At 56.0% G+C, this 17,238-nt stretch carries 11 protein-coding genes; 2 read left to right on the top strand and 9 right to left on the bottom strand.

The features are described 5' to 3' along the window. Positions 1 to 71: 71 nt before the first annotated feature. Positions 72 to 1,241, bottom strand: coding sequence for a polysaccharide biosynthesis/export family protein (locus CCGE531_RS29390; protein WP_162944082.1), 1,170 nt, complete (start codon positions 1,239 to 1,241; stop codon positions 72 to 74). Positions 1,242 to 1,566: 325 nt separating this feature from the next. Between CCGE531_RS29390 and CCGE531_RS29385 the strand changes: the two genes are divergently transcribed. Continuing rightward, positions 1,567 to 3,546: an acyltransferase family protein gene (locus CCGE531_RS29385; protein WP_120670400.1), complete on the top strand. Its 1,980-nt coding sequence runs from the start codon at positions 1,567 to 1,569 to the stop codon at positions 3,544 to 3,546. 517 nt (positions 3,547 to 4,063) lie between these two features. Here the strand turns inward: CCGE531_RS29385 and CCGE531_RS29380 are convergent. From CCGE531_RS29380 to CCGE531_RS34525, 5 genes are all read right to left on the bottom strand, one after another. Further along, positions 4,064 to 4,792 (bottom strand): sugar transferase, encoded by a 729-nt coding sequence (locus CCGE531_RS29380; protein ID WP_348633041.1) that lies wholly within the window; start codon positions 4,790 to 4,792, stop codon positions 4,064 to 4,066. Between the two features lie 164 nt (positions 4,793 to 4,956). Beyond that, a complete protein-coding gene (locus CCGE531_RS29375) occupies positions 4,957 to 5,661 on the bottom strand; it encodes a WecB/TagA/CpsF family glycosyltransferase (protein WP_245459441.1) in 705 nt (234 codons plus the stop codon). Positions 5,662 to 6,213: 552 nt separating this feature from the next. Further along, the gene (galU, locus tag CCGE531_RS29370; RefSeq protein WP_120670396.1) at positions 6,214 to 7,095 is read right to left on the bottom strand and encodes a UTP--glucose-1-phosphate uridylyltransferase GalU; all 882 of its coding nucleotides are present in this window, start codon (positions 7,093 to 7,095) and stop codon (positions 6,214 to 6,216) included. A gap of 282 nt (positions 7,096 to 7,377) precedes the next feature. Then, positions 7,378 to 7,506: a hypothetical protein gene (locus CCGE531_RS35260; protein ID WP_281024513.1), complete on the bottom strand. Its 129-nt coding sequence runs from the start codon at positions 7,504 to 7,506 to the stop codon at positions 7,378 to 7,380. A gap of 215 nt (positions 7,507 to 7,721) precedes the next feature. Beyond that, positions 7,722 to 8,066: a hypothetical protein gene (locus CCGE531_RS34525; protein WP_162944080.1), complete on the bottom strand. Its 345-nt coding sequence runs from the start codon at positions 8,064 to 8,066 to the stop codon at positions 7,722 to 7,724. Positions 8,067 to 8,076: 10 nt separating this feature from the next. Between CCGE531_RS34525 and CCGE531_RS29360 the strand changes: the two genes are divergently transcribed. After that, positions 8,077 to 8,793 (top strand): glycoside hydrolase family 16 protein, encoded by a 717-nt coding sequence (locus CCGE531_RS29360; protein ID WP_162944078.1) that lies wholly within the window; start codon positions 8,077 to 8,079, stop codon positions 8,791 to 8,793. A gap of 236 nt (positions 8,794 to 9,029) precedes the next feature. Here the strand turns inward: CCGE531_RS29360 and CCGE531_RS29355 are convergent, their stop codons facing one another. The 3 genes from CCGE531_RS29355 to CCGE531_RS29345 form a co-directional block, all read right to left on the bottom strand. Then, positions 9,030 to 9,998 carry a hypothetical protein gene (locus tag CCGE531_RS29355; RefSeq protein ID WP_162944076.1) on the bottom strand — a complete coding sequence of 323 codons (969 nt, stop codon included), beginning with the start codon at positions 9,996 to 9,998 and terminating at the stop codon, positions 9,030 to 9,032. Positions 9,999 to 10,783: 785 nt separating this feature from the next. Beyond that, positions 10,784 to 15,913 carry an Ig-like domain-containing protein gene (locus CCGE531_RS29350; protein ID WP_120670388.1) on the bottom strand — a complete coding sequence of 1,710 codons (5,130 nt, stop codon included), beginning with the start codon at positions 15,911 to 15,913 and terminating at the stop codon, positions 10,784 to 10,786. A 387-nt stretch (positions 15,914 to 16,300) separates the two neighbouring features. After that, complete coding sequence (locus CCGE531_RS29345) at positions 16,301 to 17,041, bottom strand: IS6 family transposase (protein ID WP_120670640.1); 741 nt, start codon at positions 17,039 to 17,041, stop codon at positions 16,301 to 16,303. Between the last annotated feature and the right edge of the window lie 197 nt (positions 17,042 to 17,238).

The raw sequence follows: 17,238 nt of genomic DNA, 5'->3' as shown, positions 1-17,238 counted from the left end.
AGAGCGATAACCGTGATCTGTTTTGTGCCCCGCCGCCTGTCGCCGACGCGTTGGTCGACGGAGCATTTCCGTTAGTTACCGACAGCCTTGGCCTGACTTGCAGTCGACGCCGTTACGTTCAGAATATTGAGGAGTTTCATCGTATCCACGGAGTCCGAGTTGGATACATAGACAACATCCTTGTCCTGCATGGCAAACTTCTGCGCCGTGAACAGACCAGCCGGATCACGAAGGTTCGCACGGAATATGACCGGGACCATATCACCGGCAAAGCGGGATGCATCGACACCCATCTTTTGCAACTGATAGCGGGCCACAGGGCGATAAACATAGACTTGCGACGGATTGGCGCGACTATCGAGCAGTCCGCCTGCCTTACCGAGAGCGTCGCTTAGGGTCAGATTGCCATCGGCAAAATCAAACCGGCCATTCTCGCCCGAAGCGCCGAAGATCGTGTAGGTCCGGCGCTTATGATCGACGATAACTGTATCGCCGGCCGCCAGATAAATGTTTTCGGCAGGATTGTCGAGAAGCGTGCGGTAGGCGATGGTCGCAATCCGGCCATGGCGCTGCACGGAAACATCCGTCTCCATGCCGGCTTCCGACAAGCCGCCGGCCTGCGATATGGCATCCAACACGCGCTCACCCGCAGATGTGAGTTCGAACTTCGCCGGGCCCTTCACATCTCCGACAACGGAAAATTGACTGGAGCGGTTTGCCACCATGGTCAGCACAACCTGTGGCTCGATGGCCCGGTTGTTAAGCTTCTTGGCGATTGCCGCCTCGACATCTTCTTTCCTGCGACCGGCCGCAGCGATCGGCCCAGCAAAGGGTATACTAATCGTCCCCTTGCGATCGATGGTCTGGTTAGGAAGGGTCACATAGTTGCCAGGCCGACTTCCGGCGTCGCTCGGAATGAACAGCCCGCCTGACTGCGCCTCAAAGATCGAAACCTGCACGATGTCGCCGTAGCCGAGAGGCACATCTGCCGGGCCGCGCGAGCCACCGCCGAAGTTGCCGCGCAACGAAACAGGGCCACCAGACTGAAAATACCCGATGGTATTGCGATTCAGATCAACCAAAGCATACGGAATACCAACCTTATTATCTCCAGCCGCTACAGTAAGGCTAGCAGTTGACGCAACAGAGCGTCCATCGGGACCCGATTGAGGAAGCGATGTACAGCTGCATAAAGCAAGTAAAAACGCAAGGGATACCCCTTGCATCGCAAGATTATTCATTGCGTTACAAAACCCATTAAGTTCCTTTTTTACGCCTTTACCAAATGAGTGCTACAAAGGCTAGTGCACCGCAGCATGTTTGACAAAATTGGTAAATGGCGACCTCGTGATGTGGCAATGAAACAACAGATAAACGTTAGAATAATCTATAATACCGCTAAAGCACTTGCGATTGTTGTGGTTTCCTCTAATCAAAAACAGAACTTCTGCCAACGCTCATTTTTGATACTAAGCCAACAATACAATCATCAATATGCTCATCAGAATTTTTGACCTTTAGCGACAGTAACAGACCTCAGTCGCCCGAGAAGAGAAGGCGTACATCATGTATGATGAGCAGCTGACAGCAGATCCCGATTCTACAATTGCTCCAAAGACGGATAAAGGAGCTGGTAGAATTATTCACATTACCAAGGACGTTGGGAGCTCGATGAAGGGGGCCTACCGTCCCGACATCGACGGTTTGAGGGCCGTTGCCGTTGGTTTAGTTCTTCTCTACCACACCGGCGTGACGCCATTGCGAGGCGGCTTTATCGGAGTAGACGTTTTTTTCGTCATTTCCGGCTATCTGATCACACAACTTCTTAGAACTGATCTCGATGCCGGTTCATTTCGCATCAGTTCCTTTTATGAACGACGCATTCTGCGGATTTTACCGGCACTCTTTTGCGTCAGCGCTGCGACGCTGGCTATCGCTCCCTTCATCCTGTTCCCGGTTGAATTGCGGACCCTGGCGGAAACGGCGATTTCCGCGCTGTTATCGGCATCCAATCTCTATCTGCTTGGATCAGACGGCTACTTCGGCGCCGACACGCTTTCACAACCGCTCCTGCATACCTGGTCACTCGGCGTCGAGGAACAATTCTACCTGATTTTCCCGCTGCTGATGGTCCTGCTGACCCGTCGTCCGGTTCGAACGGCGCAGTGGACGATCGGTGCTATCCTTCTGACGAGCCTCGGCGCGGGCGTCGCTCTTGCCTATATCAATCGGGACTATGCCTATTATTTTCCGATGACCCGGGCCTGGGAGCTTCTGATCGGGGCGCTGTTTGCCTTCGTTCCAACGGTTATGTTCAGTCGGAGGATTGCCGAACTCGCGACGGCGATCGCTTTTGCGCTTCTGCTTGCCTGTGCGGTGAAGTTTCATTCTGGTCTCGCGTTTCCGGGCTTTTACGCAGTCGCGCCCTGCCTGGCCGTGGCGATCATCATATTCTTCGGCAGCCGCAACAAGACAGTCGTCAATAATCTTCTGGCCAGCTCCGCCTTTGTCTGGTTCGGCAAGATCTCATATTCCGTCTACCTCTGGCACTGGCCCGTTCTTATCTACTATCAGCTCTCGACCGGGCAACTGCTGAACGTGAAAGAGGCCGCAGTATTATGCGTCGCGATCACGCTGATCGGGGCACTATCATGGCGCTATGTCGAACAGCCTTTCAGAACTCGTCGAATTGTCAGAAACCGTTTGCCGATATGGACTGGAGCGCTCGTTGGGACGATCATGCTCTGCGCTGCGGCAACCGCAACCTTGTTACTGTCCGTTCACCAGCCCTTCAACGAAGGTGAACGCCTGGCAGCCTATCTCGACTACGACGAAAATCCCGTCTATCGCCTCGGAACGTGCTTCATGTTCGGCCACATTGATTCCATTGCTGATTTTCAGAACCAAGCATGTCTCAACGCGTCGACGACGAAACCGAACGTCCTCATTGTCGGCGATAGCCATGCCGCCCATCTTTGGTCGGGCCTCAATGGCGCGATGAGGGACATGAACGTGATGCAGGCGACGGCCACCGGATGCAAACCTGTCCTTGGCGCACGGGGGGAACGCGGCTGTGTCCAGCTCATGAACATGGTCTTTGATGAATACCTACAGCGTCAGCCGATCGACATCCTGGTTCTTTCCGCAAGGTGGATAAGGCAGGATACGCCCGATGTCAGCCGCACACTGGAAATGTTGCGTGGCAAGGTCGGCAAGATCGTCGTTTTTGGCCCGATCGTCGAATACTACCATCCCCTTCCGCGGCTTCTTGGCCAGTCTGACTGGAGAAACGATACCTCCATCCTTGTGACGGCGCGCAACAATGAACAGAGAGGCACAGACGAAGAACTCGCCCATGCAGTTACAGCTGCGGGCGCATCCTATGTTTCGACTTATTCGCTGCTTTGTCCGGAAAACGGCGACGCCTGTACGACATTGACCGAAGGGGTCCCGGTACAATGGGACTATGGACATTTGACCGCTGAAGGATCGACCCTCGTTGCCACGCGAGCGATCCAAACGGGTCTGCTGACAGTTAACAAGTAACCTTTATCGAAGCGATGACCGCGAGCGTCATCACAGGGTCAAAACAGACTTTCGCAATCTGGTTGGGGGTCATTCGGCGATATCTCACGAGAGCGTTGCCGATGAACGACGACGGCAACTCCGACCGAAGTAGGTGGAGGCGCCACGGCAGACCATTTTCACAATCAGAAGAAGAGCGGATATGTAGACACCCCTGCCCCACCAGGCGAGCGTGCAATTGTCTTGTCGGCAACCGGTCGAAACCCGGCGCTTACGAGCAAGCGCTCTTTCGTGCAACATCACAAATTGACTGATCTATGGGTCGGCCGGCGCTGAACGCAACAACCGAAGGCAACCACGGCCTCAGGCAAAGCACTAACTATTTCGCATTTATATGGGAATTCTATCCGGACGGGACTAAATCAGGGGAGTTATTCCAGAATTCAATGCTTCGCGTCATGGCAGTTTTGGCTTAAGTGCCCTATCTGCACATGATTGACGTGGTGACATGCCTCAACACAGACAAGGCGGGCAGCCCCTAAAAGCCCTGTCCGCCCCTCAGCTCAGACAACAAAGTGCCAAACAAGATCTTGATGTCGAGACCAATCGAAAAGTTTTCGATGTAAAAGAGATCTGATGCGATACGCGCCCGCGCTTTCGCCGGGCGATCTGTCGGACCACGCAAGCCGCGCATCTGTGCCAAACCGGTCAACCCCGGTCGTACGGCGTGCCGCTTGTGGTATTCGACAACCAGCTCTTCATAAAGCATGCCTCCAGCCAACATTCCAATGGCATGGCAGCGTGGTCCAACCAAAGACATGTCGCCGCGCAAGACATTCCAGATCTGGGGGAGTTCGTCGAGATTCGTGCGTCTCAGGAACGCTCCGACTTTCGTAATTCTCGGATCCCCGCGTACCGTCTGTGCCACGCCCGTTGGATCCCCAAGTTCCGTGCGCATGGATCGGAATTTCAGAACTCTAATCTTTTTTCCATTTTTTCCCCAGCGCATCTGCGCAAAGAGTGGCGAACCCTTGCTCTCCAGGCGAATGGCAAGAGCGATAACCACCAGCAGTGGAGCAAGTATAAGAAGTGCAGCCGCAGAAATAGAGATATCCATGGCACGCTTGCAGGCGAAATGCCAGCGGCGCCTAGTAAGGTCGGCTTGAATTCTAGAAGACACAATATCGGACGAATGGCTTTTACCAGAGGTCGCCAAACCCGGCGCAAATTGATCAGGCGCGTCCTGATTTTGCACTACAGTGAACACTGGAAACTCCATCATGAAATGTGCATTATACATTTGAATTTATTATACAATCCCACGATTGAAGTCACTTCGAATATTAATAAGTGGTTAATGCGAGCGGTACTTCTGTGACATCGGCTTAGGTATTAGACTGAACTAGCCGAGCCGCTGACAGATCCTGTTTGTCAACTAGTCGATCGAAGCTGGACGGTATTCTGTTCGGTGGTACGCAGCAACAAAAGCACAAGTGCGATTGGCGTTGTCGAGAGATAACGCCAGAACAATTTCCTTGGTTGGGTCAGCATCCTATGCAGCCATTCCGTTCCCGTTTGCTGCATCCACATGGGAGCACGACCGTAGGCACCAGTCACATAGTTGAAGCAACCACCGCAGGTAACCAGCCAGTCCGCCTGAAGTCGATCCTGGTTTCGCACACAGAAAGCCTGCTCTTTCGGCTTGCCGAGACCGACCCACACTATGTCAGCACCTGAGGCATTGATTTCGGCACAAACGTCCGCTTCGTCCGCTTCGGAGAAGTAGCCATTGCGCATTCCGGCGATCCGCAATCCGGGATAAAGCTTACGCATCGCATCCGCACAAGCATGTACGACCTCCTCGGTGCCTCCGAGAAGAAAGAATGCTTTCCCACTCTTCTGCGCAGCTGATGCGACGTCATGGAAGAGATCCGTCGTCGCGCTACGCTCTGGAACCGGAGTATTTGTCAGCAATCTCGATGCAGTGACAAGAGGCTGTCCATCAGCATGTACGATATCTGCAGAATTGAGATGAGCGCGGTAAGTCTTGTCGAAAAGACATAGCGCCAACCCCTGGCCATTGATGTCGAATAATAACTTCGCGGTGTTGCTGCCATGTGGCTTACTCGCAAGCATCAATCCAACCAAGTCAGCACGCGAGACGCAATCGGTTGGAACACCCCCGATAATGACTCGCTGAATGTTAGCTATCATACAAATACCCCGGAAATATGGAAATAATGCAAACTCAGGCCGAGAACACCTGCCCACCATGGTTATCAAATTGTTAAGGGGATTAATAACTCAAGAACAGATTTTTTTGCAAGTGCTAAGGACCGTCCATTTTTAAATGCACCGCGCAAATACCAATTTTGGTCACAATTTATTTGTTGCCTCTACTGGTTAGGGAACCTCAATAAAACTTGCCTTACGATTATCGTATAAAACTAATACAACAGTGGCAGTAATGGTCTGAGAACCGCCGGCTCTATGAGGCAAAGAGTTACAGAATTTACTTATATTCGGAAGATCATCGTTCTTATGCGACGGGGCTACGCATCCAAAGGTATGCGAAAACCAAGATAAAGCCGCCGAACTGCAGGCGCAGCTTTATCGAGAAAATGATTGCAAAGCGCCCCAATACGATCAGAGAAGCGCTTTTCTAAGACTATCAGTTCAATCCCAGCCTCAGCCGCCCTCGATCAGCGCCTTCAGCTCGTTTTCGATGGTCGGGCGGATGTCCGCGCGCGCCAGTGAGAAAGCGACGTTGGCGAGGATGAAGCCATCCTTTGCGCCACAGTCGAAGGTCTGGCCCTCAAAGTGATAGCCGGCGAAATCCTGCGTCTGCGCGAGCTTCAGCATGCCGTCGGTCAGCTGGATCTCGTTGCCAGCGCCGCGCTCCTGGCTTTCAAGGATACGGAAGATTTCCGGCTGCAGGATGTAACGGCCGTTGATGAAGAAGTTGGACGGAGCCGTACCCTTGGCCGGCTTTTCGACCATCTCGGTGATGCGGAAGCCATTGCCGATCGTCTCACCGACGCCGACGATCCCGTATTTATGGGTCTGGTCAGGCGCACATTCCTCGACGGCGATGACATTGCCGCCGCTATGCTCGTAAAGCTCGATCATGCCCCTCATGCAGCCCTTTTCGGCGCGCATGACCATGTCGGGCAGCAGAAGCGCGAAGGGCTCGTCGCCGACGATCTCGCGGGCACACCAGACGGCGTGGCCGAGGCCGAGCGGTTCCTGCTGGCGCGTGAAGCTCGCCGTACCCGCCTTCGGCAGCAGGCCGTTCAATAGCGACAGTTCGGCATTCTTGTTGCGCTGGCGCAGCGTATGCTCGAGCTCGAACTGGATATCGAAATAATCTTCGATGACGTGCTTGCTGCGGCCCGTCACGAACACGAAATGCTCGATGCCCGCTTCCATCGCCTCGTCGACGACGTATTGGATCACCGGCTTGTCCACGACAGTCAGCATTTCCTTCGGCACCGCCTTGGTCGCCGGCAGGAACCGCGTCCCTAGTCCGGCAACCGGGAATACTGCCTTACGAACCTTCTTGGGAGCCATCCTGAATGATCCTTGCAATTGCCGAGAGGATTACGCGCTTGATCAATGCATCTGCCCAGATGCCGAATAAATTCTTCTAAGATCAAGTCGCGCGGATATTCAAGAGAGACTTGGCAGGTCCATTAATAAAATATTGTATAACTTCGCTTGCCTGTACTAAGCTAGTTTTAGCACACACTATTATTACAAGAATATGTTATATTCTATATATATAAATAAAATAGGTTTGGCTATTGCTGTGTATCGCCGGCATTTTCAATTTCCTCGGCTGTCCGGGCAAGACTATCGTGTGCTTGCAGTTTGCTGTTGATCAATTCCCGGCTGAATCTGATCGAACATCCACTTGCCGGTGCCAATGATCCCACCCCACATCGTAACGGCAACACCAACCGCCATCAGCAGGTTTTTCAATCTCGAGCTCAATACCGTTTTCCTCAATCAAGGGGCATCACTATACGGCGATGGATGCTAGCTTCAACATCTTACCAATATGCCTACCGCAGCCCTGACATCGATAATGGGTTAATCGGGCGTGAATATGCGAACGAGGTACCTCGACACACGAGCTCGGCCACCTTGCTCATCCCTGGCCAGCATCCTGATCGACCCGGGAAATCATGAGGCACCTACATTGACCGGGAACGCAAGGACTGCAGGATCGCGGCAATGAGGGTGACGGGCCAGAACACATAGGCAAGAAACATCTTCCAGGGTGATACGCGCTTTTTCTCGTCAGAGCTTGACAAGAGCAGGAAGCCAAGAGTGATGGCGATCAAGCCAAGCAGCCAGATGACAAAGACAATATACAGCATGTACCGAAACTCCTCTCCTTCAACATCTATCACGATGTCTCGATCAGGCAAGCTGAGCGAAGGCCGTTCGAAGACGCCCGCACTGCTTTGGGCAGGGCTGTTCGGAATGCCGACTTTGATTAGCCGCTTTTTAGTCGTCCTCGCCGTTTCAACGGCCATGGCGTCATCCGTGGCGGCCGGTTCCTATGAGACAGTGTGGCGGGACGACTTCAATGGACCAGCGGGACGACCCGATCCCGCCAAGTGGGAATATGATCTGGGTTACGGAAATGCTCTCTGGGGGAACAACGAGAAGCAGACCTATACAAACAGTGCGGACAATGTGCGGCTGGATGGCCTGGGACACCTCGTGATCACCGCACGCAAGGAGCCCGATGGACGTTATACGTCCGGCAGGATCAAGACGAAGGGTCGGTTCAGCGCGAAATATGGTCGTTTTGAAATCCGGGCCAGGATAGTGCGTGGTCCGGGATTGTTGCCGGCCTTCTGGTTGATGGGCAATGCCGGGCAATGGCCCGCGAACGGCGAGATCGATGTCGTCGAAAATATTGGCGTAAACCCCGGGACCGTGTTCGCCAACCTTCATGCACCGGGCTATTCCAGCCCTGGCGAATACGTGGCTGATGGGGCTCTCGCCGATGATTTTCACAATTACGCGATCGAATGGACGCCGGGGCGAATCCAATGGTTTTTCGACGGCAAGCTCTTCAAGACTGCCGAAGCCAGTAAACTCCAACGCGGGCAGAAATGGGTCTTCGACGATCAGCCCTTCTACATGATCTTGAACGTCGCAATTGGGGGCGATTGGCCGGGTCAACCGGTTGACAACGTCTTGCCACAGTCGATGATCGTCGACTGGGTAACGGTCATGGCCTACCGGCCCTAGGCTGCGGCGTCCGGCGCCGCCTTACGCTTCGCGACCGTAGAGCTCGGACGGCTGAGTGCTCGTCGATAGGCAGCTGGTGCCGGCTTGATATTTCGCCTGCGTCAATCAGAAAATGAATGCAACGTGGCCGGTCCAACCGTTCCAATTCTGCTTATCACGCTATCCAATGTAGCGTGGGACAAGACCCACATTCGCACATCAAGTCCGTCGGTGGAGGCTCACATGACCATAGCCGTTCAGGCTATATTCCGAGGGATGAGACGGACAGCTTTGGGCAAATTATCGCGCCAATTGATGCAACTCTTCTGTTCCGGCGTCAGTGCATGAGAAAATTCAGCGATCTGGCTGCGGGATAGACCGGATCGTTCGCAGAAGAACGGATGCCGCGGGCTGCGTGAGAAGTAATTATAAAAGATCGCACAACGGTCGCGCGACGTGGCAGGTTTGCCGCGGTGGTACTGGCTGGCCGTGTCACTGAAGATGACCGTTCCCGCCGGGCCGGTGCAGGTGACGACGTCGCGATCGATGACAGGACCACCGAGCCTTGCCTCAAGCAATTGCTGACTGAGTGCGGGATAGGTAAATTTATCCGCCAGATCGCCTGTAACGACGTTCGGGCGGACGACCTGCAAGGGGCCGCTGCCCTCATCGACATCATTGCAATAGACCGCGATCTTGACCATTCTCCGATCCTCGCGGTCTCGATGCCACTTCCGCGTGCCAATCTGGCGGCCATCCGCAATGGTGTAAAACATGTTCATTCCGTCGTAGGCGACTGGAAGACCGAGATAGGCCTCGACAATGTTCAACAGGCGTTGATTCAGCCCCCAGAGGAAAATGGCAGGATTGCTCATAATCTCGTCCGGCGTCGCCGTGATCGTCTCCCAGCCATCGTAAACATTTTGTCGCACACGCTGCTCATAGGTTTTGGCGATCAGCCGCGCGGAAGCGAACATCTCATTGTTGAGCGGCAGGCCGAGCGACGACAGCTCGGTAACGCACACGCCATCGCTGTTCAGTCTCTCCACAATCGCGGCATCTTGGTCGTATAGCTTCGGCAGGCTCGACAAATGGTCAATGCGCGCTCGATCATACGAGGTGCGAAGCCTGGCCTCGATCGTGGGTCGGTTGATCACCCACAACGCCAACTCGGATGGCAAATTGCGGACTCGGCGATAGATTTTCCTGGGGATGGTGTTGCGCACCGTACAATCCTTATCAAACACAGCCCCCGTTGATTACTGTTTCAGGATTCGAGGCGACAAGGAAGATGCACCGACGATCTTTGATCGTCAAAATATGGCCCTCTTCATGTTGGGCCAAGCGCATCGAAGCCTTCGGCTTGTCGCGAGTGTGGCGTCCCCTACCGGCCTTGGACTCTCTCTAAAACGGCGCACGGCCCTCCCAGCATGAAATCGACAAGGTCAGATGAACCAGTCTGCAGCACATTCAGAGCGCCGGGTGCGACCGCGACCGCCAGGCCTTTATCAATCATTAATCATATCGAGGCATCTAGTGTGAAGACTGCACAAACGGTCACTATCGTTGCGCCATGACGAATCGCCTGAAATATCTCCTGCTAGCCATCCTGGTTTCCACACTCTTGTGGGTGCTCCTGGTTTTTGCTGTCTACTGGATAGCCGGGACCTGATCCCAAATATCCAGGAGGTTTTCGCTTCGCGATGGCATCGTGGGCTCGCTTGCCGCCAAAGGCTCGATCCGCTGTGAGCTGGCCAGATCAGCGCACGGCCGATCCGGTCATGACACGGGTAGATTTCGCCACTGTGGTGTCCGTCGCCCAATGGCGGCTTCGTCCGGCGACCAGCCGGCCGCCATAGACCTCACCCCCTGCTGCCAATCGGGATATAGCGCCGGTCCTTAACGCAGGCGATCAGGCGGTTGCCATAGTCGGCATGGACTCACATTCGCGGCTCCTTCCCTACCCGGGACGCCACGCGCGAATTGGCCGCGCCTCAACTTGGGGCAAGACTTACCCCGTGTGAGCGGTGGCAAGCGCGTGCTCGTCGTGATTGTACAGGATCTTCACGCCAGCGGCATCGGGAGTGAAATTCTGCAATGTGACAACCGCGTGGGTTTCCGTCGTAGTTTGCACGGAGATCGTTGTGGTGTTGGTTTTGTCATCGACGACGGCAGTCAAGTGATTAAGTGCGTTTCCTTGAGACAAGCCATCCTGTTTGATGAGGGCATCAATCAAACCCGTCACATCGAGCACATCCCCTTCGGTGGCGGGATGAAAATCCGTTATGATGTCAGCCGGGTCGAGTTTGCTCAGGGCCGCGGCATCAATCATGAATGTGTCGGCGCCCGCTCCACCCGTCATCACATTGAAACCCGAGCCACCATCCAACGTATCATTGCCCGTGCCTCCGATCAGGACATCGTTTCCGGCGCCGCCGAAGAGATAGTCGGAGTGATCGCTCCCAATGATGACGTCGTCATAGGGTGTTCCGATAATTCCGCTGATGTCCGAGTAATCCAGGCCGCCACCTGAGATATCGAAGTGGGTGACGGTGCTACTGTGCGCTAAAGTGATCTCTATCCCATGGCTGAAACGAGAAAAGTCGAGCGTGTTGTTGCCTCCGCCACCGGCGACCGTGTTGAACGAGTTTTCGATAAGCTTGAAGGTATCGTTTCCGCTGCCGCCGATCATTGTATTCACGGAGAACAGACCGGCGACGAAGGTATTGTCACCATCTCCACCATCCATCGTGTTCGTCGCGTAGTCTCCACCGGACAGGAAGTCGTTGCCACTGCCGCCGTGCATCTCGTTCGTTGCATTCGCCGCGCCGATAAGCGTGTTGTTGCCGCTACCGCCATACATTCTATTGAGCGCATGTTCGGCACCGATGAGCGTGTCATCTCCACCCCCACCATACATGATATTGGTCGAGTTGATGCCACCGATCAAAAGGTCATTGCCGTCCTGGGCCGTTTCCGAAGTCCCGTCACCATAGAGAATATTCTCGGCAGTGTTTGCCGAGCCGATCAGGACATCATTTCCAAGACCGCCAATGATCGTATAGCCATCGCCACTGTGCGCAGCCACGAAAATCTCGTTCGCGACGGTACCCGTTGTCGTCCAATGGCTATCGATGCTCACAGTGGCAACCGTCTGATGAATTCCATCCGTAACGGCATAGTCGAACGACTCGGGATGGCCGGAGACCGGGATCGTGACGCTATCCCCGTTCAGGGTGGCGACCGATCCCATGATTGCGGCAATAGAAAGGTCCGCGTGATGGGCTCCGGACGCCTCCCACAAGAGCGCCGCCGTTGGAATGATAATCGTCTCACCCGGCGCCGCATTCGTGGTAAGGGACCAGTTGTTTGCAGTGGGCAGGTTGTTATGGATATCAACCGAAAACGATTGGAATATTGCCGTTGTATCGCCGTCACCATCATGACCGACTACCGCAAAACTTAGTTTGAAATCGGTCGCATCAAGGTCGCTGATCGGCCTGTAGAGTGTGAAATTATAGGCGCCGCTGGCGTGAGCTCCATTTTCAGACAGTGCAACGGTAAAGACCGTTACTTCATTCCCCTGCGAGGAATAATAGGCTGTGAGCAGTGTGCCGTCGCTGCTCAGGGAATATTGCAATGCATTTCCGCCTGACGTGAGATGCGACAAATCAAGCACATGACTGGCGCCATCGGTCAGAATGATATTTGACATCGCCGTCTGGCTGACGAATGTAACCGCGGTTTTTGCCGAGCCATCCGCGCCGAAGGAGAAATTCAGCTCGACGTCGCCAGTACTGATGCCGCCGCTGACAAGTGATCCCGAAGCCGACACCAGATTGTCCTCGGTGAGCGTCTGATCGGGGACCGGCGCTCCGGTGACCGGCACATCGTCAATCACATCGACCGTGAAGTTTCCCGTATTGTGCGAGCCATCGGCATCCGTCGCCGTGTAGCTAAAGGTTAGCTTGAGGTCGGAGAGGTTGTTCGTGCTGTCGCCATCGTCCAGCGGCCTATAAAGCGTGAATTCGTAGGAGCCCGTCGTGTGCGTGCCGTTGGGACCCGCCAGGCCCACCTCGAAGACCAGCTGGCTTAAGGCCGGTGCCGCGCCCGAGGCTGGGGCATCGCCCGTGTAGCCGTAGAGGGTCGCACCAACCACGACGAAGTGAACGGCCTCGCCATGAGAGCTCAGAACGAGCGGATTACCGTCGGCATCCACGGGTGCCGCGCCGTTGAAAGCAACGCTGTTGCTGGTTGCAGGACCATCGGCACCGAAGGCGATGATCCCGAGCGAACCGGATACCGTCGTGCTGTCGGCGACCACCAAGTCATGCTCGCTGATGGAGACGACATCCACGCCTCCGACCGCCGGCGCATCATCGGCAATGGTGAAGCTGAGGGTCGAGGTGGTCGTGTTGCCGTATTGATCCGTGACCGTATAAGTGAACGTCTCCTGCTCGCCACCGGCATGGACGCCGGCTGTCGTCAGCGTGTAGCTGTATTTGCCGTCCGCGTCGATCGTCAGCGTGCCGTAGGAACCCTGGATCTGCCAGTCGCCGCTCTTCGGATCGGCCGTGGCCGCATCGCCATGGCTGTTGGTGACGCCGGTGATATGCGGACTGTCCGGATCGGCAAGCGTAATGCTACCCTGTGCCGTAACAGCCGATTCCGACGGCGCCGTGCCGGTCGGGAGGTTGGCTTCCGACAGCTGCGTCGGATCCGCCGTCTCAGGCTGGCTCGTGCGGCCGTCCGTGACCGTGAAGGTCAGCGTCGTCGTCGACAGGCTGCCGTCGGCATCCTTGACCGTATAGGTGAAGGTGTCCGTGCCGCTCTCGTTCGGATTGGCATGATAGCTGTAGGAGCCATCGGCATTCAGTGTCAGCGTTCCAAGCGTCGTGACGATCGCGGTGCCGACATGGTCCGACTGTGCCGCAGTCGTGCTGCCGGCGGCAACGCCGACCACCTGAAGATTGCCGTCGGCACCCGTCAGGTCATTGACAAGCACGCCATGCGCCGCATCGGCCGAGGCCGTCACGCCGGACTGCAGCGAACCGGTGTCCGCCACGGCAATCGGTGCGTCATCTGCAATGGTGAAGCTCAGCGTCGACGTCGTGGTGTTGCCGTGCGCATCCGTTACCGTATAGCTGAACGTCTCCTGCTCGCCGCCGGCATGAACGCCCGCCGTCGTCAGCGTATAGCTGTACTTGCCGTCCGCATCGATCGTCAGCGTGCCGTAGGAACCCTGGATCATTGTCGTGCCGCTGGCACCGACCGTAACCGAGCTCTCCTTGGCATCCAGAACGCTGGTGATATGCGGAGTATCCGGATCGGCGAGCGTGATGCTGCCATGCGCCGTAACAGCCGATTCCGACGGCGCGGTTCCGCCGGGAAGATTTGCCTCTGAGAGTGCCGTGCCATCGGCCGTCTCAGGCTGGCTCGTGCGGCCGTCCGTCACCGTGAAGGTCAGTGTCGTCGTCGACAGGCTGCCGTCGGCATCCTTGATCGTATAGGTGAAGGTGTCCGTGCCGCTCTCATTCGGATTGGCATGGTAGCTGTAGGAGCCGTCCGCATGCAGCGTCAGCGTTCCAAGCGTCGTGGCGATCGCGCTGTCGACATTCGCCGATTGCGCCGCTGTCGCGTTGCCCGCTGTCACACCGACCACCTGGAGGCCGCCGTCGGCGCCCGCCACATCATTGGCAAGCACGCCCGACGCTGCATCGGCAGTGGCCGTCGCGCCGGACTGCAACGCGCCGGTATCTGCCATGACGATCGGCGTATCATCGGCAATGGTGAAACTGAGGGTCGAGGTGGTCGTGTTGCCGTATTGATCCGTCACCGTATAGGTGAACGTCTCTTGCTCGCCACCGGCATGGACGCCGGCTGTCGTCAGCGTGTAGCTGTACTTGCCGTCCGCGTCGATCGACAGCGTGCCGTAGGAGCCCTGGACGGTCGTCGTGCCATTGGCATCGACTGTAACCGAGCTCCCCTTGGCATCGAGAACGCTGGTGATATGCGGGGCGTCAGGATCGGCAAGCGTAATGCTGCCGTGCGCCGTCGCGGCCGTTTCCGACGGCGCGGTGCCACCCGGAAGATTGGCTTCCGACAACTTTGCCGGATCCGCCGTCTCCGGCTGGTTCGTGCGGCCGTCCGTCACCGTGAAGGTCAGCGTCGTCGTCGAGAGCGTACCGTTAGCGTCCCTGACCGTGTAGGTGAAGGTGTCCGTGCCGCTCTCGTTCGGATTGGCATGATAGCTGTAAGAGCCGTCCGCATGCAGTGTCAATGTTCCAAGCGTCGTCGCGATCGCGCTGTCGACATTTGCCGACTGCGCCGCGGTCGCGTTGCCCGCTGTCACACCGACTACCTGGAGGCCGCCGACGGTTGTGACATCATTCGCAAGTACCCCATGCGCCGCATCCGACGAGGTCGTCGCACCGGACTGCAGCGAGCCCGTGTCCGCCGCAGCAGTCAAGGGAGCGACCGGTTGCACGGTTTGAGTGACCTGGGCACTGCCGCGATTGTTATCTTGAGTTCCTGGACCGCCGCTACCGCTGCCGATTACATCGCCGGGACCGAGGAGACCTAGCAGATTCAACGGTGTGCGGGCATTCCCGGCCTGGCTGTCCGTGAACTGGTGGCCGGAATCCGTGCTATTGCCGGCGTGAACCGAGCCATCGGGACCTTCAGCGACGCTGATGCCCTGCTGCTGCAGCGCGGCGACGATGGCCTGTTGCGGCAGCGTGACTTCACCAATCAGGAAGGTTGGAACGTGCAGCGCTCCATTGATAATGACAATGCGCGTACCGTCGGCCTGGATCAGAACAAGGTTGCGCCCTTCGACGTGGATGTCGTCGATAGAGGTGTTCGGCGGTAGATGGACGATATTGCCCTGATCCGGCACGATATGGGTCGGCGCCGCGGCGGGAGCATTTTGCGGCTCGTTCGCGGCAAGTCGCCCCGCCTTGCCATTCGCCTGTTGCTCCTCAGCCTGCGCCATCTCGAAGGCTACAACATCTGCATTTCGCGACAACGGCAGCGGTTGATTGGCACTGATATCGGCTGCATTGCCCGAGTCCCGGCCGCTTGATGCGAAATTACGCGAGAAAGCTTCGTGGTCTACCGTCGAATTGCGCAAGTCGTCCATAGGTCTGGCTCCCGGTGTTTCGAAATCTGCCGCAATCAATTACGGGAGCGGGACGATTGCAATACTTTGTTAACCCCATCGATATAACCGGTTATGCTGCACCGCAAAATTATTTTTGATAGTTGACGCATCTGCGGCAATGCTTTGTTAAGTAAGGCTGAAACAGGAATTACTCACCAACAAGCCAGGTCGAGCAGATCGTATATTCTCATCACGGACAAGCATCACATTATGTGGCTGCTCGCAAATTCTGTGGCGATTGAAGGCACATCCACATCACCAGATTGTTGCTAAGATGACACTGGTGTCTTTCGCTATAGGTGTGTAGTCCCAACGGTGGTGTCGCCTTAATTGACTGCGGTTTGAGAAGATGGGCCGGTTCTGCTTTCATGCACTGATCGACAAGGAGATTTCGCGCCATGTCGTGATGGCATCGCCACGCAGTTCGCGGTGATCGGCGGCAGTCAGATGCTTTCGATGGAGAAGGAAGAGGTTGGCGATCTGGCCGTGGGCCGAAACGAAAGACTGGCATTGTCGCGCCGATTTGAACCGCATCATGCGCCGCTCTCGTCGTCGCACAACCAGATGAGAATTCTCCGCTCGATTGTTGAGGCCCTTGTGTGAACGATGTTCGATGCCTGGGATCAACTCGGCCTTTGCGGCGGAGTATGAGCACAGCTTGTCGGTCATCATGACACGCGGCGTGAGGCCTTGGCCTTTCAGCAGCTTTCGCATCAGTCGAACAGCGGCTTTCTTGTTCCGCCGGCTTTGCAGGAGGGCGTCGAGTACATAGCCATTGGCATCGACGGCGCGCCACAGCCAGTATTTCTTTCTTTTGATGGACACGACCATCTCGTCAGGACGCCATTTGTCGGCAAAGTTGCCTCTTGATCGCCGTCGAAGATCATGGGCAAATTTACGACCGAACTTCACCGCCCACTCCGACACGGTTTGAAACGAGACATCGATCCCGCGCTCGGCGAGCAGATCCTCGACCTCCCGCAGGCTCAGCGGGAACCGATGATAGAGCCACACTGCCTGAGCGATGATCTCGGCAGGAAAGCGATGGCGCTTGTAGCGGTGCGCGGCAATGTCGGTGGCAAGCTTGTCATGGAACACCAATACCATTCCGATCAGCACCAACCGGTTAAGGCGACGCTACCCCAGCAAGAGTTTGCCGACTTGAACGGATCTGCCAGCGTCGCGGTTCTTCGAAAGGAATTGAACGGGATCGTGATTGACAGCCATGCTGCAAAATCTTCGGGTGATTGATGTAGTAGCTCGCCGGCGCGCAACCGGGGCCTCGTGTTAGTTTAAACGCCAGA

It is taken from the genome of Rhizobium sp. CCGE531, from assembly GCF_003627795.1.
Classification (GTDB): Bacteria; Pseudomonadota; Alphaproteobacteria; order Rhizobiales; family Rhizobiaceae; genus Rhizobium.
Note: the sequence above shows the minus strand (reverse complement) of the source record. Positions and strands in the feature narration are given on the sequence as shown.